Here is a 17863-nt window from a genome sequence, read left to right on the forward strand (position 1 = left end):
GCCTCCCGTCAGGCGAAGCGAAGCCGTTGGCCGATCCCCAGTGCCCGGGCCTTGTCCACCATGGCCGCGCCGAGCGCCACATCGGTGGTGCTGAGGCCGCGGTGCCAGAACAGGATGGTCTCGTCGTCCCGTTCGCGGCCGGGCTTCAGGCCGGCGACGATCTGCCCGATCTCGGCATGCAGCGTCTCCGCCGTGACCTTGCCTTCGTCGACATGGCGGCGCAGCGCCCCGAAGGGCCGGCCGGGCCCGCATTGCCCCCAGTCATCGACCACGACCTTGTCCATGATGTCGGTCAGGTCGAATTCCAGCGCGCTCATCGTGCCGTAGGGGACGACGAACGCGCCCTTCTTCACCCATCCGGTGCGGAACAGCGGCGTGGGCTCGGGCAGCCGGCTCGCCTCCACCATGATGTCGGCGCCCTTGAGGCAATCCTCCCAGCTGTCGGTGGCGACGATCCTCTTCCCGAGATCCTGTTCCAGGCGTGCGGCGAAGGCATTCCGGCTTTCCGGGCGGCGGGAATGGATACGGATCTCGTCGAAATCGAACAGGTGGTCGAGCAGGCGGACATTCCAGTAGGACGTGCCGCGGGCGCCGATATGGCCCAGCACCTTGCTGCCCTTGCGGGCGAGATGCTTCGCGCCTAGCGCCGTCACCGCGCCGGTGCGCATGTCGGTGATCGCGGTCGCGTCGATCACCGCCTTCGGCACGCCGGTGTGCGGATCGAACAGGTTCAGCACCGCCAGCTCCGAGGGCAGGCCGTGCCTGTAGTTGTCGACGAAGTCGCCGACGACCTTCACCCCGGCGGTGTTCAGCGATTTGACGTAGCCACGCAGCACGTTGAAATGCCCCTTGTCGGAGCTTTCGGGCACCAGATGGACGCGCGGCTCGATGACGGTCTCGCCGCGGCCCTGCGCCTCCAGCGCCGTCTCCACCGCCGCGAGGATCTCGTCATCGCCGAGCGCGAGCGCCTTGGCATCGAGCGCGTTCAGATAGTCGATCCAGATTTCCTGCATTCCTGGTCTCCAGTGGGTCGAGGTGCCTGAGGGCGTCAAGGGCCGTGGTGCGGGGCGGCGGTGCGGATGACCTCCGCCAGCCGCAGGAAGTCCGCGCTCTGGGCGCGGTCCTCGACCAGCGGCGCCACATGGCTGCGGACAAGCCGGTAGGCCTCCGCCGTACCCGCGCCCAACGCCGCCTCCACGCCGCGCAGCTCCACGGCCTGGGCGGAGACGATGAGCTCGATCGCGACGAGGAAGCGCAGCCGGTCGATGATCGCCTCGGTCTTCGCCAGCACCCCCGGGGCCAGCGACGCCTGGTCCTCGACCCCGTCCGCCACGGGGATCGGCGCCAGCGAGGCCGGGGCCGCGAGGTGCCGGATCTCCGCCTCGAGAGCCGAGACGGTCTTCTGGACCGGGCCGAAGCCCGCCCGGCCCGCGCCGACTGGGGTCAGGAACCGCGGCAGGTCCGACAGGCCGGCCGACATGATCTTCATCACGCGATAGGCGGTCGCCGCCGCGGCATGCGCCATCGCCTGGCCGAGCCGCTCCCACGCCAACACGAAGGCCGTCAGGTCGAAATTGCCGTGGGACAGGATCAGCCCTTCCGACGCCAGCACGACCGGATTGTCGCCGGAGCCGGCGAGCTCGATCTCGGTGGCGGCCCGCGCCTCGCCGATCGCGTGATGAAGCGCCCCCCAGACCTGCGGCGCGCAGCGATAGCTCAGCGGATCCTGCACCCGCCGGGCCGCGCCTTCGGCCAGGAGGGCGCTGCCGGCCAGCAGCGCGCGCAGCCTGTCCGCCACCGCGCGCTGGCCGAAGGCCGGCCTGGCAGCCAGGGCGCGGTCGTCGAGGGCCGTCACATTGGCACGGAAGGCCTCGAAATTGAGGGCTACGGCCGCCAGCGACCAGCCGAACAGCCGTTCGATATCCTCCAGGCAGAGGCAGGCCTTGCCGACCGACAGGCTGTTGGCGACGACGATCGCATGGCCGTCCTTCGGCGCCAGCGGCAACGGCTCAAGCCCGGCCCGCCGCAGCGCCTCGGCGGCCGGCATCACCGTGCCGCCGAACTCCGCCTCGCCATCGCCGAGCAGGGCGCGGCCCATATGCGCCAGCGGCGCCAGATCGGCCGCGCCGATCGAGCCCAGAGCCGGAACCACCGGGTGCACGCCGGCATTCAGCGCCGCCACCAGCCCGGCGAACACCGGCAGCGACACGCCGGCGCCACCGGTCGCCATGCCGGCGATGCGCGCCGCCATCATGGCCCGCACCACCTCGCGCGGCAGGGCGGGCCCGACCCCGACCGCCCGGCCGTCCGGGACCCGCCGCTGGAACGCGACCAGATCCTCCGCCGCGAGGCGCGTGTCGACCCCCGCGCCGAGTCCGGTGGTCAGGCCGTAGACCGGCACGTGCGACGCGGCGTAGCGGTCGACGACGGCGCGTGCGGCGAGGATCCGGGCCTCGACCTCCGGCGAGATCGACAGCCGCGCTCCGCGCCGGGCGATGGCCGCGATATCGCCGGTCGTCGGCGCCTCGGCCGACAGGGACACGGTGGCTGCGGGAGCCGTCATCTTTTCGTTCCTGCTCACGACATTGGCCGCTCGCGCCGCGTCCTGATCCGAAAGCGCCGCCGGCCGACTTTGACCACCAGGGTAGGAGAGTGGGGCGCCGGCCACCACCGCCGCCTTAGCCGACCGGGTGCGGCGGAAGATCCTGGGCCACGGCCGGAGGATCCTTTCCGATCCGCAAGGTGCATTGCCTATATGCATTTCGATCTTTGCATGGGCGCAAGCGCCTGGCCATCGGCTCCGAGGCCGGACCGTATTATCTGAATAGCCACGGGCGGGCCGTTCGGGCTCGCGATCTGGAGGCAAGACATGCGCAGCAACGGCATTCACCACGTCACGGCGATCGCGGGCGGCGCCCAGCGCAATCTCGACTTCTACACGCGGGTGCTGGGCCTGCGGCTGGTGAAGAAGACGGTGAATTTCGACGATCCCGGCACCTACCACCTCTACTACGGCGACGAGACCGGCCAGCCCGGCACCATCCTGACCTTCTTCCCCTGGGCCCATGTCGCGCCCGGCCGGGTCGGCGTCGGCGAGACCCAGGAGACGGTGTTCCGAGTGCCGGAGGGATCGGTCGGCTACTGGTTGCAGCGCTTCGTCGAGAAGAGCGTGCCGCACCAGGCCGTCGAGCAGCGCTTCGGCGAAACCATCCTGGCGTTCAAGGACCCGGACGGCATGCGCCTGGCGCTCGTTGCGGTCCCGGGGATCGCGGGCGAGCCCGGCTGGGCCGGCGGCGACATCCCGGCGGAGCATGCGATCCGCGGCTTCCACAGCGTCAGCCTGCTGCTGGAGGAGACGGCGCCGACCGGAGACGTGCTGACCGACGTCCTCGGCTTCACAGAGGCCGGGCGGGAAGGCTCCGTGGTCCGCTACCGGGCCGGCGACACCGGGATCGGCGGCATCGTCGATCTCCGCGCCGCCGGGGGCTTCCTGCCCAGCCGTCCCGGCGCCGGCTCGGTACACCATATCGCCTTCCGCGCGGCCGATGATGCTGCCCAGGCGGAGATGGTGAAGCGGCTGGCGGACAACCACCGGCTGCTGACCACCGAGCAGAAGGACCGCAACTACTTCCGCTCGGTCTATTTCCGCGAGCCGGGGCATGTGCTGTTCGAGATCGCCACGGACATCCCGGGCTTCGCGGTCGACGAGCCGGCGGAGACGCTCGGCCGGGCGCTGAAGCTGCCGCAGTTCCTGGAGGCGCATCGCGCCGAGATCGAACGGGCGCTGCCGGCGATCAACTGACGCCCCGGACGAGACATCCCAGCCGGACGCTGCGCCGCGGCGTCCGGCCCTCTTTTCATCAGGAGCATGCGCGATGACGCAGGAACTGTCCTTCATCCACCGGTTCGAGCCGGAGGCGCCGCCGCTCCTGCTGCTGCACGGCACCGGCGGCGACGAATCCGACCTGCTGCCGTTGGGCCGGGCCGTCGCCCCGGGATCGGCGCTGCTGTCGCCGCGCGGCAAGGTGCTGGAGAGCGGGATGCCCCGCTTCTTCCGCCGGCTGCGCGAGGGCGTGTTCGACGAGGACGACGTCCGGGCACGGGCGAACGAACTCGCGGATTTCGTGGCGGAGGCGCGGGCGGCCTACGGTCTGGCGGCGCCGGTGGCGCTCGGCTTCTCGAACGGGGCCAACATCGCCGCCGCCATGCTGCTGCTACGGCCGGAAGCGCTGGCCGGCGCCGCGCTGCTGCGGGCGATGGTGCCGCTCGCCGAACCTCCGGCCGCGGACCTCCGGGGCAGGCCGGTGCTGTTGCTGTCGGGCGAGATGGACCCGATCGTCCCGGCCGACAACGCGGCGCGGCTGGCCCGGATGCTGGGCACGGCGGGCGCCGAGGTGACGCACCGGATCCTGCCGACGGGCCATGGCCTGTCGCAGGCCGACGTCGCGACCGTCAGCGCCTGGCTCGGCGCCGGCCGCCAGGCCTAGGCCTGGGAGGAGTAGCCGCCATCCACGGGGATGGCGGCGCCGGTGACGAAGTCCGAGGCGCGGCTGGACAGGTACACGGCGGTGCCGGACAGGTCGTCCGGCACGCCCCAGCGCCCGGCCGGGGTGCGCGCCACCACCCGCTCGTTCAGCCCCGGCACCTCGACCCGGCCCTGCTGCGTCAGCTCGGTGTCGATCCAGCCGGGCAGGATGGCGTTGACCTGGATGCCGTGCTGCGCCCAGGCGGTCGCGCAGGCCTTGGTGAACTGCACCACGCCGCCCTTGCTGGCGCTGTAGGGCGCGGCGAAGGAGGCGCCGAAGATCGAGGTCATCGACCCGATATTGACGACCTTGCCGGCGCCCTGGCGCCGCATCGCCGGGAACACCGCCATGGTGGCCAGGAAGGCGCTGGTCAGGTTAGCGTCGATCAGGGCCCGCCACTCCTCCAGCGAATACGCCTCCGGCGCCTTGCGCCAATTGGTGCCGGCGTTGTTGACCAGGATATCGATCCGGCCGTGGCGCTGCAGCGCCGTCTCGGCGAAGGCCCGGCAGTCGGCCTCCACCGTCACGTCAGCCACGGCGCTGGAGGCTTCGGCGCCCAGCGTCGCGATCTCGGCCACCGCGCGTTCGGTCTTGGCCGCGTCGCGGCCGACCAGCAGCAGCGCGGCGCCGGCCCGGGCCAGGCCGCGGGCGATGCCCAGGCCGATGCCGCCATTGCCGCCGGTGACGATGGCGATCTTACCGGTCAGGTCGAACATGGAAGCTCCTGGCGTCGTCGGTAGGGAGAGAAAGGGTAGGGGGCGGTCAGGCCTTCGGGGCAGGGCGCGCCTGCTCCTCGAGGATCCGCTGCTTGATGATCTCGCGCAGGGTCTGCGCCAGGTTCGGCGTGGCGCTGGAGCACATCACCATGATCACGCAGGGCTGGTCGCCGACCGACAGGTAGCCGTGCTTCATGGTGCTGTCGAGATACACGCTGTCGCCCGGCTCCAGCTCGATCGGTTCATAATAGTCGCTGTAGAGCCGCATGCGGCCCTGCAGCACCTCCACGAACTCCTCCCCGACATGGGAGCTCAGGCCCCCCATCTGCTCCGGCTCGGTGGCGCGCACCTCGATCCGGATCGGGATGATCCGCTTGTGGGCGACGTCAGAGCACAGATAGGTGTAGCTGTAGAACTCGGTGTCCAGCCGCTGGCCCTCATGCTGGCGGCTGACGCTGCGCCGGGCCACCACCACGGCCGGCTTGCTGGCTTCGCCGGTGGCGAACAGGTCGGCGATCTCCACCCCCAGCCCGCGGGCCAGCTGCAGGATCTTGTCGTAGGTCGGCGACAGCAGGCCGTTCTCGATCTTCGACAAGGTCGAGGCGGAGATGCCGGTCATGGTGGCGACATCGGCCAGGGTCCAGCCGTGATGGGCGCGGCGCTCGCGCAGCACCCGGCCCAGGGGCGGCAGGTCGTCGGTCATGGCGCGAACTCGGTCATCCGGCGCAGGGGCCCTCCAGGCATCGGGGCGGTTCATCGTTTGGCCGCCATGCTGTCCTTCAACGACAACGCGCCCAGCACCGCAAGCGTCATCGTCGCCAGCAGCACCAGGGCGACCAGCGCGTTCACCTCCGGCGTGAAGCCGACGCGCATCATCGCCCACAGCCGGATCGGCAGGGTGGCGTCGCCGCCGACCAGGAAGAAGGTTACCAAAGTCTCGTCGAAGGACAGGGTGAAGGCCAGCAGCGCCCCCGTGACGATGGCCGAGCGCAGCTGCGGCAGCACCACGAACAGGAAGGTCTGCAGCCCGGTGGCGCCGAGGTCCAGCGACGCCTCGATCTGGCTGGTCTCCAGGCTGTCGAGCCGGACCGAGACCATGCGGTACAGGATCGCCAGCACCAGCACCGCATGGCCGATGGTGACGGTGACCAGGCTGCGCTCGATGCCGAGCTCGCGGAACGCCACCAGCAGCGAGATGCCGGTGATGATGCCCGGCAGCACGAAGGGCAGGAAGATCACGAACTCGACGAAGGGCCGGCCGCGCCGCGTGCCGGTCTTCATGTACCAGGCCAAGCCCAGCGCCAGAACCAGCGCCAGCAGCACTGCCGCGGCCGCCACCAGCAGGGTGTGGCCCAGCGCCGCCAGCATCTCCGGATTGTCGGTCAGGCCGGCATACCAGTGCAGGCTGAAGCTGGACCAGTCGATCGACTGGCCCTTGAGGTCGAAGAAGCTGGTGGTCACCACCGCCAGGGCCGGGCCGTACAGCGCGGCGAAGACCAGGGCGGCGACCAGCCACAGGGCGGTGATAACGATGCGTTCCGCTGCGGTCATTTCACCCTCGCATGGCGGGACACCAGGGCGGCCAGGCCGATCACCGCAGCCACGGCCAACAGCAGCACCACGGCCAGCGCGGCGCCGAACGGCCAGTTGAAGGCCATGCCGAACTGGCTCCAGATCGCACGGCCGAAAGTGAAGCCCTGGTTGCCGCCGACCATCTGCGGCGTCAGGAAGTCGCCCAGCGCCAGCACCATCACGAACAGCCCGCCGACGATCGACCCGGGCAGGCTCAGCGGCAGCACCACGGTGCGGAAGGTCTGGCCCGGCCGGGCGCCGAGATCGGCCGAGGCCGCGGCCAGCGACGGCGGGATCCGCTCCAGCGACAGGAAGATCGGCAGGATGGCGTAGGGCAGGTAGATCACCGCCATGGTGATCATCACCGCCGTCTGGTTGAAGATGAACAGCTTGCTGGGCGCATCCAGGATCCCGGCCGACACCAGGGCCCAGTTCAGGATGCCATTGAAGCCCAGGATGTTGCGCATGGCGTAGATCTTGACGATGTAGTTCATCGCCAGCGGGATCACGCTGAACAGCAGCATGAAGTAGCGGACCCGACCCTCCAGCCGCCAGATCAGATAGGCGATGATGTAGCCGAAGATCAGGCCGACCGCGGCGACGATGGCGGCCAGCTGCAGGGTGCCCAGGAACACCCGGATGTAGCTGGGCTGGGCCAGGAAGGCGGCGTAGTTGGCCAAGGTGAGCTGGTGCACCACCTGGCCGTCCGCCATCGACCAGAAGCCGGTCATCAGGAAGGCGGCCAAAGGCGCCAGGATCAACGCCGTCGGCAGGCCATAGACGGCGATCCGCGGCAGCCAGCGGCCCGCGGCGCGGATGGCGGGCGACCCGGCGCCGAGGCGCCCGGCCGGATCCGCGGGGGCGAAGGCATCGGCCATGGCCATCCTCATGCCCCCAGCACGCTGACATCGGCGTCGGACCACCAGACCGAGACGGGGTCGCCGACCCCGGCGCTCCCGTCATAATCCGGCGTCGGCAGGCGGATCTTGATGCTGGAATCGGTCCCGCCCAGCCGCACCACGATCTGGGTGGTGGCGCCGAGGAAGGTCAGGCTCTCCACCGCGCCCTCGGCCGACCGGCGCTCGGCGCCCGGGCGCAGGCTCAGGCTCTCCGGCCGGATGGCGATGGCCGACGGGCTGCCGGACGGGGCGACGGCATGCCGGCCCAGCGGGCTGTCGACCGCCGCGGCCCCGGCGGCGCGGGCCGGCAGCAGGTTGTTCTCGCCGAAGAACCGGGCCACGAACTCGCTGCGCGGGCGGTAGTAGATCTCCTTCGGCGTGCCGACCTGCTCGATCCGGCCATGGTCCATCACCACGATCCGGTCGGACATGGCGATCGCCTCCTCCTGGTCATGGGTGATGAAGACGAAGGTGGTGCGGATGCGGCGCTGCAGGTCCTTCAGGAACTCCTGCATCGACCGGCGCAGCCCGGCATCCAGGGCGGCCAGCGGCTCGTCCAGCAGCACCACGCGCGGCTCGCAGATGATGGCGCGGGCCAGGGCCACGCGCTGGCGCTGGCCGCCGCTCAGCTCGCCAGGATGGCGATCGGCCTTGTCGGCCAGGCCGACCACCGCCAGCGCGTCGGCCACCCGGCGCTCGACCTCGGCCCGGGGCCGGCGCCGCATCCTAAGGCCATAGCCGACATTGCGGGCCACGGTCATATGCGGGAACAGCGCATAGTCCTGGAACACGGTGTTGAACGGCCGGCGGAAGATCGGCGTGGCGGTGATGTCCGCCCCGTCCAGCAGGATCCGGCCGGTGCTCGGGGCGGTGAAGCCGCCGAGCATCCGCAGGATCGTGGTCTTGCCGGAGCCGGAGGGGCCGAGGATGGTCAGGAACTCGCCGTCCCCGATCTCCAGGTCGAAGGGCTGCAGCACGGTGACCGCGCCGTAGGATTTGCCGACCCCGGCAAGGCGGATGAGGCTTCGGAATGTCATGACGGCCCTCGGCCTGACTCTCAGTTGGCGGGTGTGGCCTTGATCTCGTTCCACAGGTCGATGCGCTTGGAGAAGCTCTCTGGCGCCTGCAGGAACACCAGCTTGTCGGCATAGGTCAGGCCGATCGCCTGGTTGGCGTCGGCATTGGTGGTGTTGCCGTAGCCGGTCTTCTCGCTGATGTAGGTGCCGACCTTCCTGTCCAGCATGGTGTCGATCCAGGCCTCGGCCAGGGCGGTGTCGCGCGCGCCGGCGCTGATCGCCCAGCAATCGATCCAGCCGATCGCCCCTTCCTTCGGGATGGTCAGCGCGGCGTCGATGCCCTTCTTCTGCAACTGCGGCACCTGCGGCTCGCCCATCGACATCATCAGGTCGATCCCGCCCTGGGCGAAGATGCTGACCCCGTCGTCGAAGCCGGCGTAGTAGGACAGCACGGTGCGCTTCTGGTCGATCAGCTTGGCCTTGATCGCGGCGAACTGGTCGTCGGTCAGGTTGAACGGGTCCTTGTAGCCCAGCGTCAGCGCGGTGGTGACAATGGCGTTGTTGGCGTCGTCCATCGCCAGCACCCGGCCCTCGTACTTCTCGTCCCACAGCACCGACCAGCTGTCGGGCGGGGTGGGGAAGGCCTTCTTGTCATAGATCAGCGGGATCGACCCCCAGGCGAAGGGCACGGCGTAGGTCTTGCCGTCGAACACGATGGCCTGGACGTCGCGGAAGGCCGGCAGCAGGTTGGCGGCGTTGGGGATCTTCGCCAGGTCCACCGGCTGCACCAGCTTCTCCTGCACCAGCCGCTTGTAGGACGAGGTTTCGATGGCGATGACGTCGTAATCCTCGCCCTTGGTCGCCGTCATCTTGGCGAAGATCTCGTCGACGCTGCCGGTGTAGGTGATCTTGGCCTTGGCCCCGGTCTTCTCCTCGAACGCCTTGACCCAGGGCTCGTCGGCATAGCCCTCCCAGGTCAGCACCCGCAGCTCCTTCTCCGCCGCCGCGGCGGGCAGGGCCGCCCCAAGGGCCGCCAGCATGCAGGCGCCCATGACGAACTCACGCCGTCTCACCATCTCAGCCTCCTGTTTTCTGTCTTGTTGGTTCAGACCACGCGTCCCGCCAGCGGGCGGTCCGGGTCGGTGTAGTCGACCGGCGTGCGGTGCCAGCCGGCCGCGTGCTTCTCCCAGTACAGCGCCTTCAGCCGGGCGCTGACCGGTCCCGGCCGGTCGTTGCCCATGACATGGCCGTCGACGCGCGACACCGGCATCACGCCGCCGGCGGTAGTGGTGCAGAACATCTCGTCGGCCTGCAGCAGGTCCTCGTGCCGCAGCGGCGCGATCCGGGCCGGCAGGCCGATCTCGTCGCACAGCTCCAGCACCGAGCGGCGGGTGATGCCCTCCAGCGACCCGCGGTCGGGCGTCAGCACCTGGCCGTCGCGGACCACGAAGACGTTGAAGCCCGGCCCTTCGGTGACATAGCCCTCGGCGTCCAGCAGCACCGCGGTGTCGGCGCCGCGGTCATGCGCCTCCAGGAGGCCGCGGGTCAGGTCGCCCCACTGGTAGTTCTTGATCGTCGGATCGACCGAGGCGCTGGCTGTGCGCGGGATGGAGGCGACGTGCAGATGCGCCCCGCGCTCCTGCACATCCTTCGGGATCACGTCGATCCAGGGAATGGCGTAGGCGATGAAGGCATTGTCGCAATCGGCCGGCCGGCGCGACCCGAAGATGCGCGGCCGGCCGCGGGTGCAGATCATCGCCACATAGGCGTCGCGCAGCCCAGCCAGGGCGACGCAGCGGGCCAGGATCGCCGCGATCTCCGCCCGGTCATGTGGCGGCGCCAAGCGCATCCCGGCCAATGACCGCTCGAACCGGTCGAGATGGTCGGCCAGGCGGAAGAAGCCGCCGTCGCGCACATGCACCACGTCATAGGTGACGTCGGACCGGGTGAAGCCCCAGTCCAGCACCGAGATCTTCGCCTCGGCGATCGGCACATAGGCGCCGGCCACGAAGGCCGCCCCGGCCGAGTAATCCTGCTGGCTTGCGGTCATGCGCCGTCCCCGTCTGCGCGGCCCTGCGGCCGGTCCCGTGTTGTCCGGATTGGCCTGCAGGATGCGCAACGAATCTCTCATTGGCAATAGAAATTTCGTATACGAATTTTGATTGATCTTTGGAAACCGGAGTCACATCCTCCGCCGCGATGGGCCAGCGCCCGAATGAGTCAAAACAGGGATGCACATGGTTTCAGCGACCGACACGGCCGGGCTCGGCCCGACGCGCCTCAAAGTCACGCGGCTCGGCCTCGGCACCGCGCCGCTCGGCGGCCTCTATGCGCCGGTGGAGGAGGGGCAGGCCGAGAGCACCATCGCACGGGCCTGGGATCTGGGCCTGCGCTTCTTCGACACCGCGCCGCAATATGGCAACGGCCTGTCGGAGCAGCGGCTGGGCCGCTTCTTGGCCGGCAAGCCGCGCGACAGCTACGTGCTGGCCACCAAGGTCGGCCGGCTGCTGCGCGTGCCGCCGCAGGCCGAGGCGCAGGAGGACGCGTTCTACAAGGGCACCCCGCCGGAACGGCCGGTCTTCGAGTTCTCCTATGACGGCGTGATGCAGTCGCTGGAGGAAAGCCTGCAGCGGCTGGGGCTGGACCGGGTCGACGTGCTGCACATCCATGACCCGGACGACCATTACGACGCCGCCATCGCCGGTGCCTACCGCGCGCTCGACCGGCTGCGCGCCGACGGGGTGATCGGCGCGGTCGGCGCCGGGATGAACCAGGCCGAAATGCTGGCCCGCTTCGCCCGCGACGGCGTGTTCGACTGCTTCCTGCTGGCCGGCCGCTACACGCTGCTGGAGCAGCGGTCGCTCGACGATTTCATGCCGCTGTGCGAGGCGCGCGGCATCGGCGTGATCATCGGCGGCGTCTACAACAGCGGCATCCTGGCCAACCCGAATGAAGGTGCCAAGTTCAACTACCAGGACGCCGATCCGGCGCTGATCGCCCGGGCCCGGGCGCTGGATTCGGTGTGCCGGCGCCACGGCGTGCCGCTGAAGGCCGCGGCGATCCAGTTCCCGGCGGCGCATCCGGCCGTCGCCTCGATCCTGACCGGCGCCCGCACCCCGGCAGAGCTGGAGGAGAACGAGGCGCTGTTCCGCCACCCGATCCCGGCCGATCTGTGGGCCGAGCTGCGCGACGAGGGGCTGATCGCCCCGGCGGCGCCTACACCCTGAATTCTGCCATGCCCACACACAAAGGACCCGCGCCATGCTGATCGGCATCGACCCCATCCTCGGCCCCGACATCCTGCGCGGCCTGCGGGCGATGGGACATGGCGACGAGGTCGTCATCGCCGATGGCAGCTTCCCGGCCGAGACCGTGGCCCGGCGCCTGGTGCGGATGGAAGCGGCGGACCTGCGGCGCATGCTCGGCGCCGTGCTCAGCGTGCTGCCGATCGACGAGTCCGAGCCCGACCCGGTGATGGGGATGGAGGTGATCGGCAACCCTGCCGAGGTGATGCCGGCGCACACTCTGATCCGCGAGGCGCTGGGCCGGGTGGCCGGCAACCACCGGCTGACGCTGCTGGAGCGCTTCGCCTTCTACGACCGGGCCAAGCAGGCCTCGCTGGTGATCGCCACCGGCGAGCGTCTGTTCTACGGCAACGTCATCCTTCGCAAGGGCACCGTGGCGGCACCGTCGTCCTGACCGGGCCGGCGGGGGCCCGGACCTCAATCCTCGATCCGGAAATCGCCGTGACGCTCGACGCAGCGGCGGATGAAATCCCGTAGCACCCGGACGCGCGGCAGCTCCGCCTGCTCCTGATGGGCGTTGATCCAGTAGCTGCGGCGCAGCCTGATCTCGCCGGGCAGCACAGCGACCAGGGTCGGATGCTGGCCCGCGATGAATCGCGGCAGCACGCACAGACCGTCGCCCCGCAGCACGGCGTTCAGCTGCCCCAGCAGGCTGGTCGCCTGCAGCGGCACGTTCAGGCCCGGCAGGATTTCGCCGAGATAGTCCAGCTCGCGCGTGAAGATCAGGTCGTCGACATAGCCGATGAAGCGGTGGTCGTGCAGGTCCTGCCGGGTGCGGACCGGCGGGGCCTTGGCCAAGTAGCCGGCGTCGCCGTAGATCTCGAGGTCGTACTCCGTCAGCCGCTCGGTCTGGAAACGGCCTCGGCCGGGGGGCGCCAGGGTCACCGACAACTCGCCTTCCCGCTGCGACAGCGAGAGGATCTGCGAGACGGTGACCAGCTCGATCGTCAGCCGCGGATAGGTCGCGGCGAACTCGCCCAGATGCCGGGCCAGGAAGTGGTTGCCGAACCCGTCCGGCGTGGCCAGGCGGATCTTGCCCGCCAGCCCGGCCTGGGGCCGGCCGAGGGCCTCCGTCGCCTCCCGCGCCGCGGTCTCGACCCGCTCGGCATGCGGCAGCAGGGCGGCGCCCGCCGGGGTCAGCATGTAGCCGACCGGGCTGCGGTGGAACAGGGCGGAGCCCAGGGCATGCTCCAGCGCGGCGATGCGCCGGCTGACCGTGGCATGGTCGCTGCCGATGGCCCGGGCCGCGCCGCTCAGCGTGCCGTGCCGCGCCACCTCGATGAAGAAGCTCAGATCATTCCAATCGTAGCGGCGCATGCTGTTCATAAACGCACAGACCCATGGGGAACATTCGCGTATTGCTGGTCAAATTCTCCCAGTAATGCAAGACGCAGCAAGGGAGGATGGCTATGGCCGGCGATCAGGAGTTCGATTTCATCGTCGTGGGCGGCGGGTCCGCCGGCTGCGTGCTGGCGAATCGCCTGTCTGCGAGCGGGCGGCACCGGGTGGCGCTGGTCGAGGGCGGGGGGCGCGACAGCTGGATCTGGTTCCACATCCCGGTCGGCTATCTCTTCGCCATCGGCAATCCGCGGTCGGACTGGCTGTTCCGGACCGAGGCCGTGCCCGGCCTCAACGGCCGCGACCTCGCCTATCCGCGCGGCAAGGTGCTGGGCGGCTGCTCCGCCATCAACGCCATGATCTACATGCGCGGCCAGGCCGCGGATTACGACGGCTGGCGGCAGCAGGGCCTGGTCGGCTGGGGGTGGGACGACGTCCTGCCCGTCTTCCGGTCGCATGAGGACCACTGGTGCGGCGCCGATGCCCTGCACGGCGCGGGCGGGGAGTGGCGGGTGGACCGGCCGCGGCTGCGCTGGCGGATCCTGGACGCCTTCATCGGCGCGGCGGAACAGGCCGGGATCCCGCGATCGGCCGATTTCAACACCGGCGACAATGAAGGCTGCGGCTATTTCGACGTCAACCAGAAGCGGGGCCGGCGCTGGAGTGCCGCGCGGGGCTTCCTGCAGCCGGCGCTGAAACGGCCGAACCTCGCGATCTTCACCCAGGCGCTGGCCGAGCGGGTCGTCGTCGAGGACGGGCGGGCGACCGGCGTCGTCATCCGCCAGGATGGGCGGCAGTGCCTGCTGCAGGCGCGGGCGGAGGTCATCGTCTCGACCGGCGCGGTGGCGACGCCCGCGCTGCTGGAGCGGTCTGGCATCGGCGACGGGGACCGGCTGCGGCGGCTCGGCATCGATGTCGCGCACCACCTGCCCGGCGTCGGTGAGAACCTGCAGGACCATCTGCAACTGCGGCCGATCTTCAAGGTCTCCGGCGTGCCGACGCTGAACATGCAGTACCGCTCGCTGCTGCGCCGCGGGCTGATGGGGGCCGAATACGCCCTGCTGCGGCGCGGGGCGATGACCATGGCGCCGTCGCAGCTCGGCGCCTTCACCCGGTCGTCCGACCGCTATGCGACACCCAATCTGCAGATGCACATCCAGCCGCTGTCGCTCGACAAGTTCGGCGACAGCATGCATCCGTTCCCGGCGATCACTGCGAGCGTGTGCAACCTGCGCCCGAGCAGCCGCGGCTCGATCCATGCGCGCTCCGGCGACCCCGCGGCGCCGCCGGTGATCGCGCCCAACTATCTGGCGACGGCGGAGGATCGCCAGGTCGCGGCCGATTCGATCCGGATCGTGCGGCGCATCATGCGGCAGCCGGCCATGGCCCGCTTCGCGCCGCAGGAGTTCCGGCCCGGCCCGGACCTGACATCCGACGAGCAACTGATCGAGGCGGCGGGCAATGTCGGCACCACGATCTTCCATCCGGTGGGCACCGCCAGGATGGGCCTCGACAGCGACCCGATGGCCGTGGTCGATGGCGCCCTGCGGGTCAGGGGTGTCGCCGGTCTCCGCGTCGTCGACGCGTCGGTGATGCCGACCATCACCTCGGGCAACACCAACTCCCCGACCATCATGATCGCGGAGAAGGGGGCGGCGATGATCCTCGACGCCGCGCGCTGACAAGCGGCCCGCACGCTCACTCGGCCTTCGCCACCGCGGCGTAGCTGGCCTTGGGCTGCAGCACGAGGCCGGAGACGGTGTCGCGATGGGCGGCCACCAGGGTCTGCTGGAACAGCAGGACGAAGGGACCTTCGGCCTGCACCTCGCGCTGCAGCCGGCCGTAGAGGGCGGCGCGCTTGGCCGCGTCGGGCTCGCGCAGCGCCTCGGTCACGGTCTGGTTCCAGCCGTCATCCTGCCAGCGGTTGCGCCAGGCCAGCGTCTTCGGCGCATCGGCGTCGTTCACATCCCTGTCGAAGGCGAAGGCGTCGGCGTTGCTGTGCGGGTCGCGATAATCCGGCACCCAGGTGCCGATATAGATGTCGTGCTGCCGCGCCCGGTATTTGGTGATGGTCTGCTTGCCGTCGCCGGGCAGGATCTCCAGCTTCACGCCCGCCTTGGCGAAGCTGGCCTGCAGCGCCTGGGCGATGTCGGCAAAGGGGGCGACGTTGCGCACGTCGATGGTCACGGAAAAGCCGTCGCCCAGCCCGGCGCGGGCCAGCAGCGCGCGGGCCCGGTCGACATCCAGCCGGTAGGGCACGTCGTCGACGGCGCCGAGATATCCCGTCGGCAGGACGCTCTGGCGCGTGGTCCAGGTGCCGCTCAGCAGGCTGTCCTGGATGCCCTGGTAGTCGACCAGCCATTTCAACGCCTCGCGCACCTCGGGCTTGGCCAGGGCCGGGTTGCCCTGGTTCAGGCCGAGATACAGCAGCGCGTCGCCGGCCTCCTCCTGCAGCGCCACGCCGGGCGCGTCCTTCAGGGCCAGGATCTGGTCGCGGGTCAGGTCGCGGGCGTAATCGACATCGCCCTTCTCCAGCAGCAGCCGCTGGCTCGCCGGCTCCGGCACATGCAGGAAGACGAGATGCGGGGTCTTCGGCCCGGTGTGCTGCCCCCCGCTGCTTTGCCAGTGCGGGTTGCCCTCCAGCACCACCCGCTCATTCGGCACCCAGCGCTGCAGCGCATAGGGGCCGCTGCCGGCGCTATGCGCCTTCAGCCAGCCATTGCCGAGATCGTCCTTGGCCTCGTTTGCCTGCACCGTCTTGGCGTCGACCACCGAGGCGACGCCGGCGGTCAGGGTGTTGAGGAAGAAGGTCGGCGCCACCGCATGGTCGATGCGGATCTCCAGCGTGCGGTCGTCGACCGCGCGGATCCGGTCCGCGGCGTTGGCGGCGGTGAAGCCGAACTGGGTCAGGATGAAGGCCGGCGACTTGTCCAGCCGCACCGCGCGCTGCAGCGACCAGGCGGCGTCCTGCGCCGTCACCGGGTTGCCGCTGGCGAAGGCCTGGTCCGGCTTCAGCGTGAAGCGCCAGGTCACCCCGTCATCGCTGATCGACCAGGACTCGGCTAGGTCGCCGATGATGGTCGGGTCGGTGGCGCTGCGATATCCCACCAGCTGGTCGTACAAATTCTGCGTCACCTCGCCGACGCCGGGCTCGAACGCCTCGGCCGGGTCCAGCGAGATGAACTGGTCGATCTGCTTGGCCACCACGATGGTGTCGCGCGGTGTGCCGGCGATGGCCGGGCCGAAGGCAGGCAGGAACAGCAGGGCGCCGAGCAGCAGCGCCGTCAGGCGTCTCATGGGATTCTCCCGGGCTGAAGGGGATGCAGTTAATACTGATATTTAGTGGTAAATTTATATTCTATTGACAGTAGAATGTGTATTTCATGAGATAACAACATGAATCTTCGGTCCATGGCGTCCGGCCCTGGATCCGCCCGCACGTCATCCCGGGGATGAACGGCATGAGCTATCTCCTGAGCCTGCTCGACAAGAGCCCGATCGCCGGCGGCGAGGGGGCGGCGGAGGCGCTGGCGCGCACCGTCGCCCTGGCCCAGCGGGCGGAACGCTGGGGCTTCCACCGCTTCTGGGTGGCCGAGCACCATGACACCGCGCAGCTCGCCAGCTCCTCGCCCGAGGTGCTGATCGCCTATCTGCTGGCCCACACCGCGCGCATCCGCGTCGGGTCCGGCGGGGTGATGCTGCAGCATTACAGCCCCTACAAGGTGGCCGAGAACTTCAACCTGTTGGCGGCGCTGGCGCCGGGGCGGGTCGATCTCGGCGTCGGCAAGGCGCCGGGCGGGCTGCCGCTGTCGGCCCGGGCGCTGCAGGCGGCGGTGGACCCGACGCGCAAGCCGTCCTTCGCCGAGCAGCTGGCCCAGCTCGACGCCTTCCTCGACGACACGGTGCCCCAGGCCGACCCGCTGGCCGGGGTCCGCGCCACGCCGCGGCCGGCGGTGAAGGCCGAGCGTTTCCTGCTGGGCGCCAGCGTCGAGAGCGCGCAGCTGGCGGCGGCCGAGGGCTGGTCCTATGTCCATGCCGGACATCTGAACGGCGACCCGGCACTGCTGGAGCGGGTCTTCGCCGCCTATCGCGCCGTCAGCGCCGGCTGGACGCCGCTGCTGGCCGTCGGCGTGATCGCGGCCGAGACCGAGGCGCGGGCCGAGCGGCTGGCCGCCAATCTCCGCATGTTCAAGGTGCATGTCGACACCGGGCAGAGCGTCACGGTCGGCAGCGTCGCCCAGGCCGAGGAATATGTCCGCCAGGCCGGCGCCCGCGAGTACCGGATCGAGGAGAAGGCGCCGAGCGTGATCCACGGCACCGCCGAGCGCGTGCGGGCCGAGCTGGAGCGGCTGCACCGCCTGCACGGCGTGCGCGAATTCGTCATCGACACCCCGATCGCCGACGGCGCCGAGCGCCTGGCATCCATCGAACTCCTGGCCCAGGCGCATTTCGCCGCCGCCGCGGCCTGACCCTTCCCGCGTTCAAGGACAT

17 protein-coding genes are annotated in these 17863 nt (G+C 70.0%); 6 read left to right on the plus strand and 11 right to left on the minus strand.

All coding sequences use genetic code 11. The features are described from left to right. Positions 1–8: 8 nt before the first annotated feature. The gene (locus BWR60_RS04095; protein ID WP_088149735.1) at positions 9–1013 is read right to left on the minus strand and encodes an ornithine cyclodeaminase family protein; all 1005 of its coding nucleotides are present in this window, start codon (positions 1011–1013) and stop codon (positions 9–11) included. 35 nt (positions 1014–1048) lie between these two features. Then, complete coding sequence (locus BWR60_RS04100) at positions 1049–2563, minus strand: HAL/PAL/TAL family ammonia-lyase (RefSeq protein ID WP_088149736.1); 1515 nt, start codon at positions 2561–2563, stop codon at positions 1049–1051. 306 nt (positions 2564–2869) lie between these two features. On the opposite strand from BWR60_RS04100, the gene BWR60_RS04105 reads away from it, so the two are divergent. After that, positions 2870–3802, plus strand: a complete 933-nt coding sequence (locus BWR60_RS04105) for a ring-cleaving dioxygenase (protein WP_088149737.1) — start codon at positions 2870–2872, stop codon at positions 3800–3802. Between the two features lie 73 nt (positions 3803–3875). Then, positions 3876–4487: an alpha/beta hydrolase gene (locus tag BWR60_RS04110; protein ID WP_088149738.1), complete on the plus strand. Its 612-nt coding sequence runs from the start codon at positions 3876–3878 to the stop codon at positions 4485–4487. Here the strand turns inward: BWR60_RS04110 and BWR60_RS04115 are convergent. From BWR60_RS04115 to BWR60_RS04145, 7 genes are read right to left on the minus strand one after another with little or no spacing between them, the layout of a single operon-like run. Continuing rightward, a complete protein-coding gene (locus BWR60_RS04115) occupies positions 4484–5242 on the minus strand; it encodes a glucose 1-dehydrogenase (RefSeq protein WP_088149739.1) in 759 nt (252 codons plus the stop codon). The two genes, BWR60_RS04110 and BWR60_RS04115, sit on opposite strands and share 4 nt — an antisense overlap. A gap of 46 nt (positions 5243–5288) precedes the next feature. Next, positions 5289–5945 (minus strand): helix-turn-helix domain-containing protein, encoded by a 657-nt coding sequence (locus tag BWR60_RS04120; protein ID WP_179221623.1) that lies wholly within the window; start codon positions 5943–5945, stop codon positions 5289–5291. 50 nt (positions 5946–5995) lie between these two features. Continuing rightward, positions 5996–6793 carry an ABC transporter permease gene (locus tag BWR60_RS04125; RefSeq protein ID WP_088149741.1) on the minus strand — a complete coding sequence of 266 codons (798 nt, stop codon included), beginning with the start codon at positions 6791–6793 and terminating at the stop codon, positions 5996–5998. Continuing rightward, complete coding sequence (locus BWR60_RS04130) at positions 6790–7692, minus strand: ABC transporter permease (protein ID WP_179221624.1); 903 nt, start codon at positions 7690–7692, stop codon at positions 6790–6792. The genes BWR60_RS04125 and BWR60_RS04130 overlap by 4 nt, the downstream gene beginning before the upstream one ends. Before the next feature lie 8 nt (positions 7693–7700). Then, positions 7701–8750: an ABC transporter ATP-binding protein gene (locus BWR60_RS04135; protein ID WP_088149743.1), complete on the minus strand. Its 1050-nt coding sequence runs from the start codon at positions 8748–8750 to the stop codon at positions 7701–7703. Between the two features lie 20 nt (positions 8751–8770). Beyond that, entirely contained in the window at positions 8771–9805 is a 1035-nt protein-coding gene (locus BWR60_RS04140; RefSeq protein WP_218823335.1) for an ABC transporter substrate-binding protein, read from the minus strand. Positions 9806–9834: 29 nt separating this feature from the next. Beyond that, the gene (locus BWR60_RS04145; RefSeq protein ID WP_088149745.1) at positions 9835–10779 is read right to left on the minus strand and encodes an aminotransferase class IV; all 945 of its coding nucleotides are present in this window, start codon (positions 10777–10779) and stop codon (positions 9835–9837) included. 187 nt (positions 10780–10966) lie between these two features. On the opposite strand from BWR60_RS04145, the gene BWR60_RS04150 reads away from it, so the two are divergent. Both BWR60_RS04150 and BWR60_RS04155 read left to right on the plus strand, forming a co-directional pair. Beyond that, on the plus strand, positions 10967–11956 hold the full coding sequence (locus tag BWR60_RS04150; protein WP_088149746.1) for an aldo/keto reductase: 990 nt from the start codon (positions 10967–10969) through the stop codon (positions 11954–11956). A 34-nt stretch (positions 11957–11990) separates the two neighbouring features. After that, positions 11991–12428 carry an RbsD/FucU family protein gene (locus BWR60_RS04155; RefSeq protein ID WP_088149747.1) on the plus strand — a complete coding sequence of 146 codons (438 nt, stop codon included), beginning with the start codon at positions 11991–11993 and terminating at the stop codon, positions 12426–12428. Positions 12429–12451: 23 nt separating this feature from the next. On the opposite strand, the gene BWR60_RS04160 is transcribed toward BWR60_RS04155, so the two are convergent. Beyond that, positions 12452–13351, minus strand: a complete 900-nt coding sequence (locus BWR60_RS04160; protein WP_088149748.1) for a LysR family transcriptional regulator — start codon at positions 13349–13351, stop codon at positions 12452–12454. A 92-nt stretch (positions 13352–13443) separates the two neighbouring features. On the opposite strand from BWR60_RS04160, the gene BWR60_RS04165 reads away from it, so the two are divergent. Continuing rightward, positions 13444–15054 carry a GMC family oxidoreductase gene (locus tag BWR60_RS04165; RefSeq protein WP_218823336.1) on the plus strand — a complete coding sequence of 537 codons (1611 nt, stop codon included), beginning with the start codon at positions 13444–13446 and terminating at the stop codon, positions 15052–15054. Positions 15055–15070: 16 nt separating this feature from the next. Here BWR60_RS04165 and BWR60_RS04170 read toward each other — a convergent pair whose 3' ends face one another. Beyond that, the gene (locus BWR60_RS04170; protein WP_088149750.1) at positions 15071–16669 is read right to left on the minus strand and encodes an ABC transporter substrate-binding protein; all 1599 of its coding nucleotides are present in this window, start codon (positions 16667–16669) and stop codon (positions 15071–15073) included. A gap of 164 nt (positions 16670–16833) precedes the next feature. Here BWR60_RS04170 and BWR60_RS04175 point away from each other — a divergent pair, with 164 nt between their 5' ends. Then, positions 16834–17841 (plus strand): LLM class flavin-dependent oxidoreductase, encoded by a 1008-nt coding sequence (locus tag BWR60_RS04175; protein WP_088149764.1) that lies wholly within the window; start codon positions 16834–16836, stop codon positions 17839–17841. The last annotated feature ends 22 nt before the right edge of the window (positions 17842–17863 follow it).

Origin of the sequence: Inquilinus limosus, from assembly GCF_002195995.1 — a bacterium.
In the GTDB taxonomy this organism is placed as follows: Bacteria; Pseudomonadota; Alphaproteobacteria; order DSM-16000; family Inquilinaceae; genus Inquilinus; species Inquilinus limosus_C.

Bases quoted from the DNA above. Each gene is read 5' to 3' on its own strand.
- BWR60_RS04135 (WP_088149743.1), bottom strand. From the start codon at position 8,750: ATGACATTCCGAAGCCTCATCCGCCTTGCCGGGGTCGGCAAATCCTAC.
- BWR60_RS04130 (WP_179221624.1), bottom strand. From the start codon at position 7,692: ATGGCCGATGCCTTCGCCCCCGCGGATCCGGCCGGGCGCCTCGGCGCC.
- BWR60_RS04105 (WP_088149737.1), top strand. From the start codon at position 2,870: ATGCGCAGCAACGGCATTCACCACGTCACGGCGATCGCGGGCGGCGCC.
- BWR60_RS04175 (WP_088149764.1), top strand. From the start codon at position 16,834: ATGAGCTATCTCCTGAGCCTGCTCGACAAGAGCCCGATCGCCGGCGGC.
- BWR60_RS04125 (WP_088149741.1), bottom strand. From the start codon at position 6,793: ATGACCGCAGCGGAACGCATCGTTATCACCGCCCTGTGGCTGGTCGCC.
- BWR60_RS04110 (WP_088149738.1), top strand. From the start codon at position 3,876: ATGACGCAGGAACTGTCCTTCATCCACCGGTTCGAGCCGGAGGCGCCG.
- BWR60_RS04150 (WP_088149746.1), top strand. From the start codon at position 10,967: ATGGTTTCAGCGACCGACACGGCCGGGCTCGGCCCGACGCGCCTCAAA.
- BWR60_RS04100 (WP_088149736.1), bottom strand. From the start codon at position 2,563: ATGACGGCTCCCGCAGCCACCGTGTCCCTGTCGGCCGAGGCGCCGACG.
- BWR60_RS04120 (WP_179221623.1), bottom strand. From the start codon at position 5,945: ATGACCGACGACCTGCCGCCCCTGGGCCGGGTGCTGCGCGAGCGCCGC.
- BWR60_RS04155 (WP_088149747.1), top strand. From the start codon at position 11,991: ATGCTGATCGGCATCGACCCCATCCTCGGCCCCGACATCCTGCGCGGC.
- BWR60_RS04095 (WP_088149735.1), bottom strand. From the start codon at position 1,013: ATGCAGGAAATCTGGATCGACTATCTGAACGCGCTCGATGCCAAGGCG.
- BWR60_RS04160 (WP_088149748.1), bottom strand. From the start codon at position 13,351: ATGCGCCGCTACGATTGGAATGATCTGAGCTTCTTCATCGAGGTGGCG.
- BWR60_RS04140 (WP_218823335.1), bottom strand. From the start codon at position 9,805: ATGGTGAGACGGCGTGAGTTCGTCATGGGCGCCTGCATGCTGGCGGCC.
- BWR60_RS04115 (WP_088149739.1), bottom strand. From the start codon at position 5,242: ATGTTCGACCTGACCGGTAAGATCGCCATCGTCACCGGCGGCAATGGC.
- BWR60_RS04145 (WP_088149745.1), bottom strand. From the start codon at position 10,779: ATGACCGCAAGCCAGCAGGATTACTCGGCCGGGGCGGCCTTCGTGGCC.
- BWR60_RS04165 (WP_218823336.1), top strand. From the start codon at position 13,444: ATGGCCGGCGATCAGGAGTTCGATTTCATCGTCGTGGGCGGCGGGTCC.
- BWR60_RS04170 (WP_088149750.1), bottom strand. From the start codon at position 16,669: ATGAGACGCCTGACGGCGCTGCTGCTCGGCGCCCTGCTGTTCCTGCCT.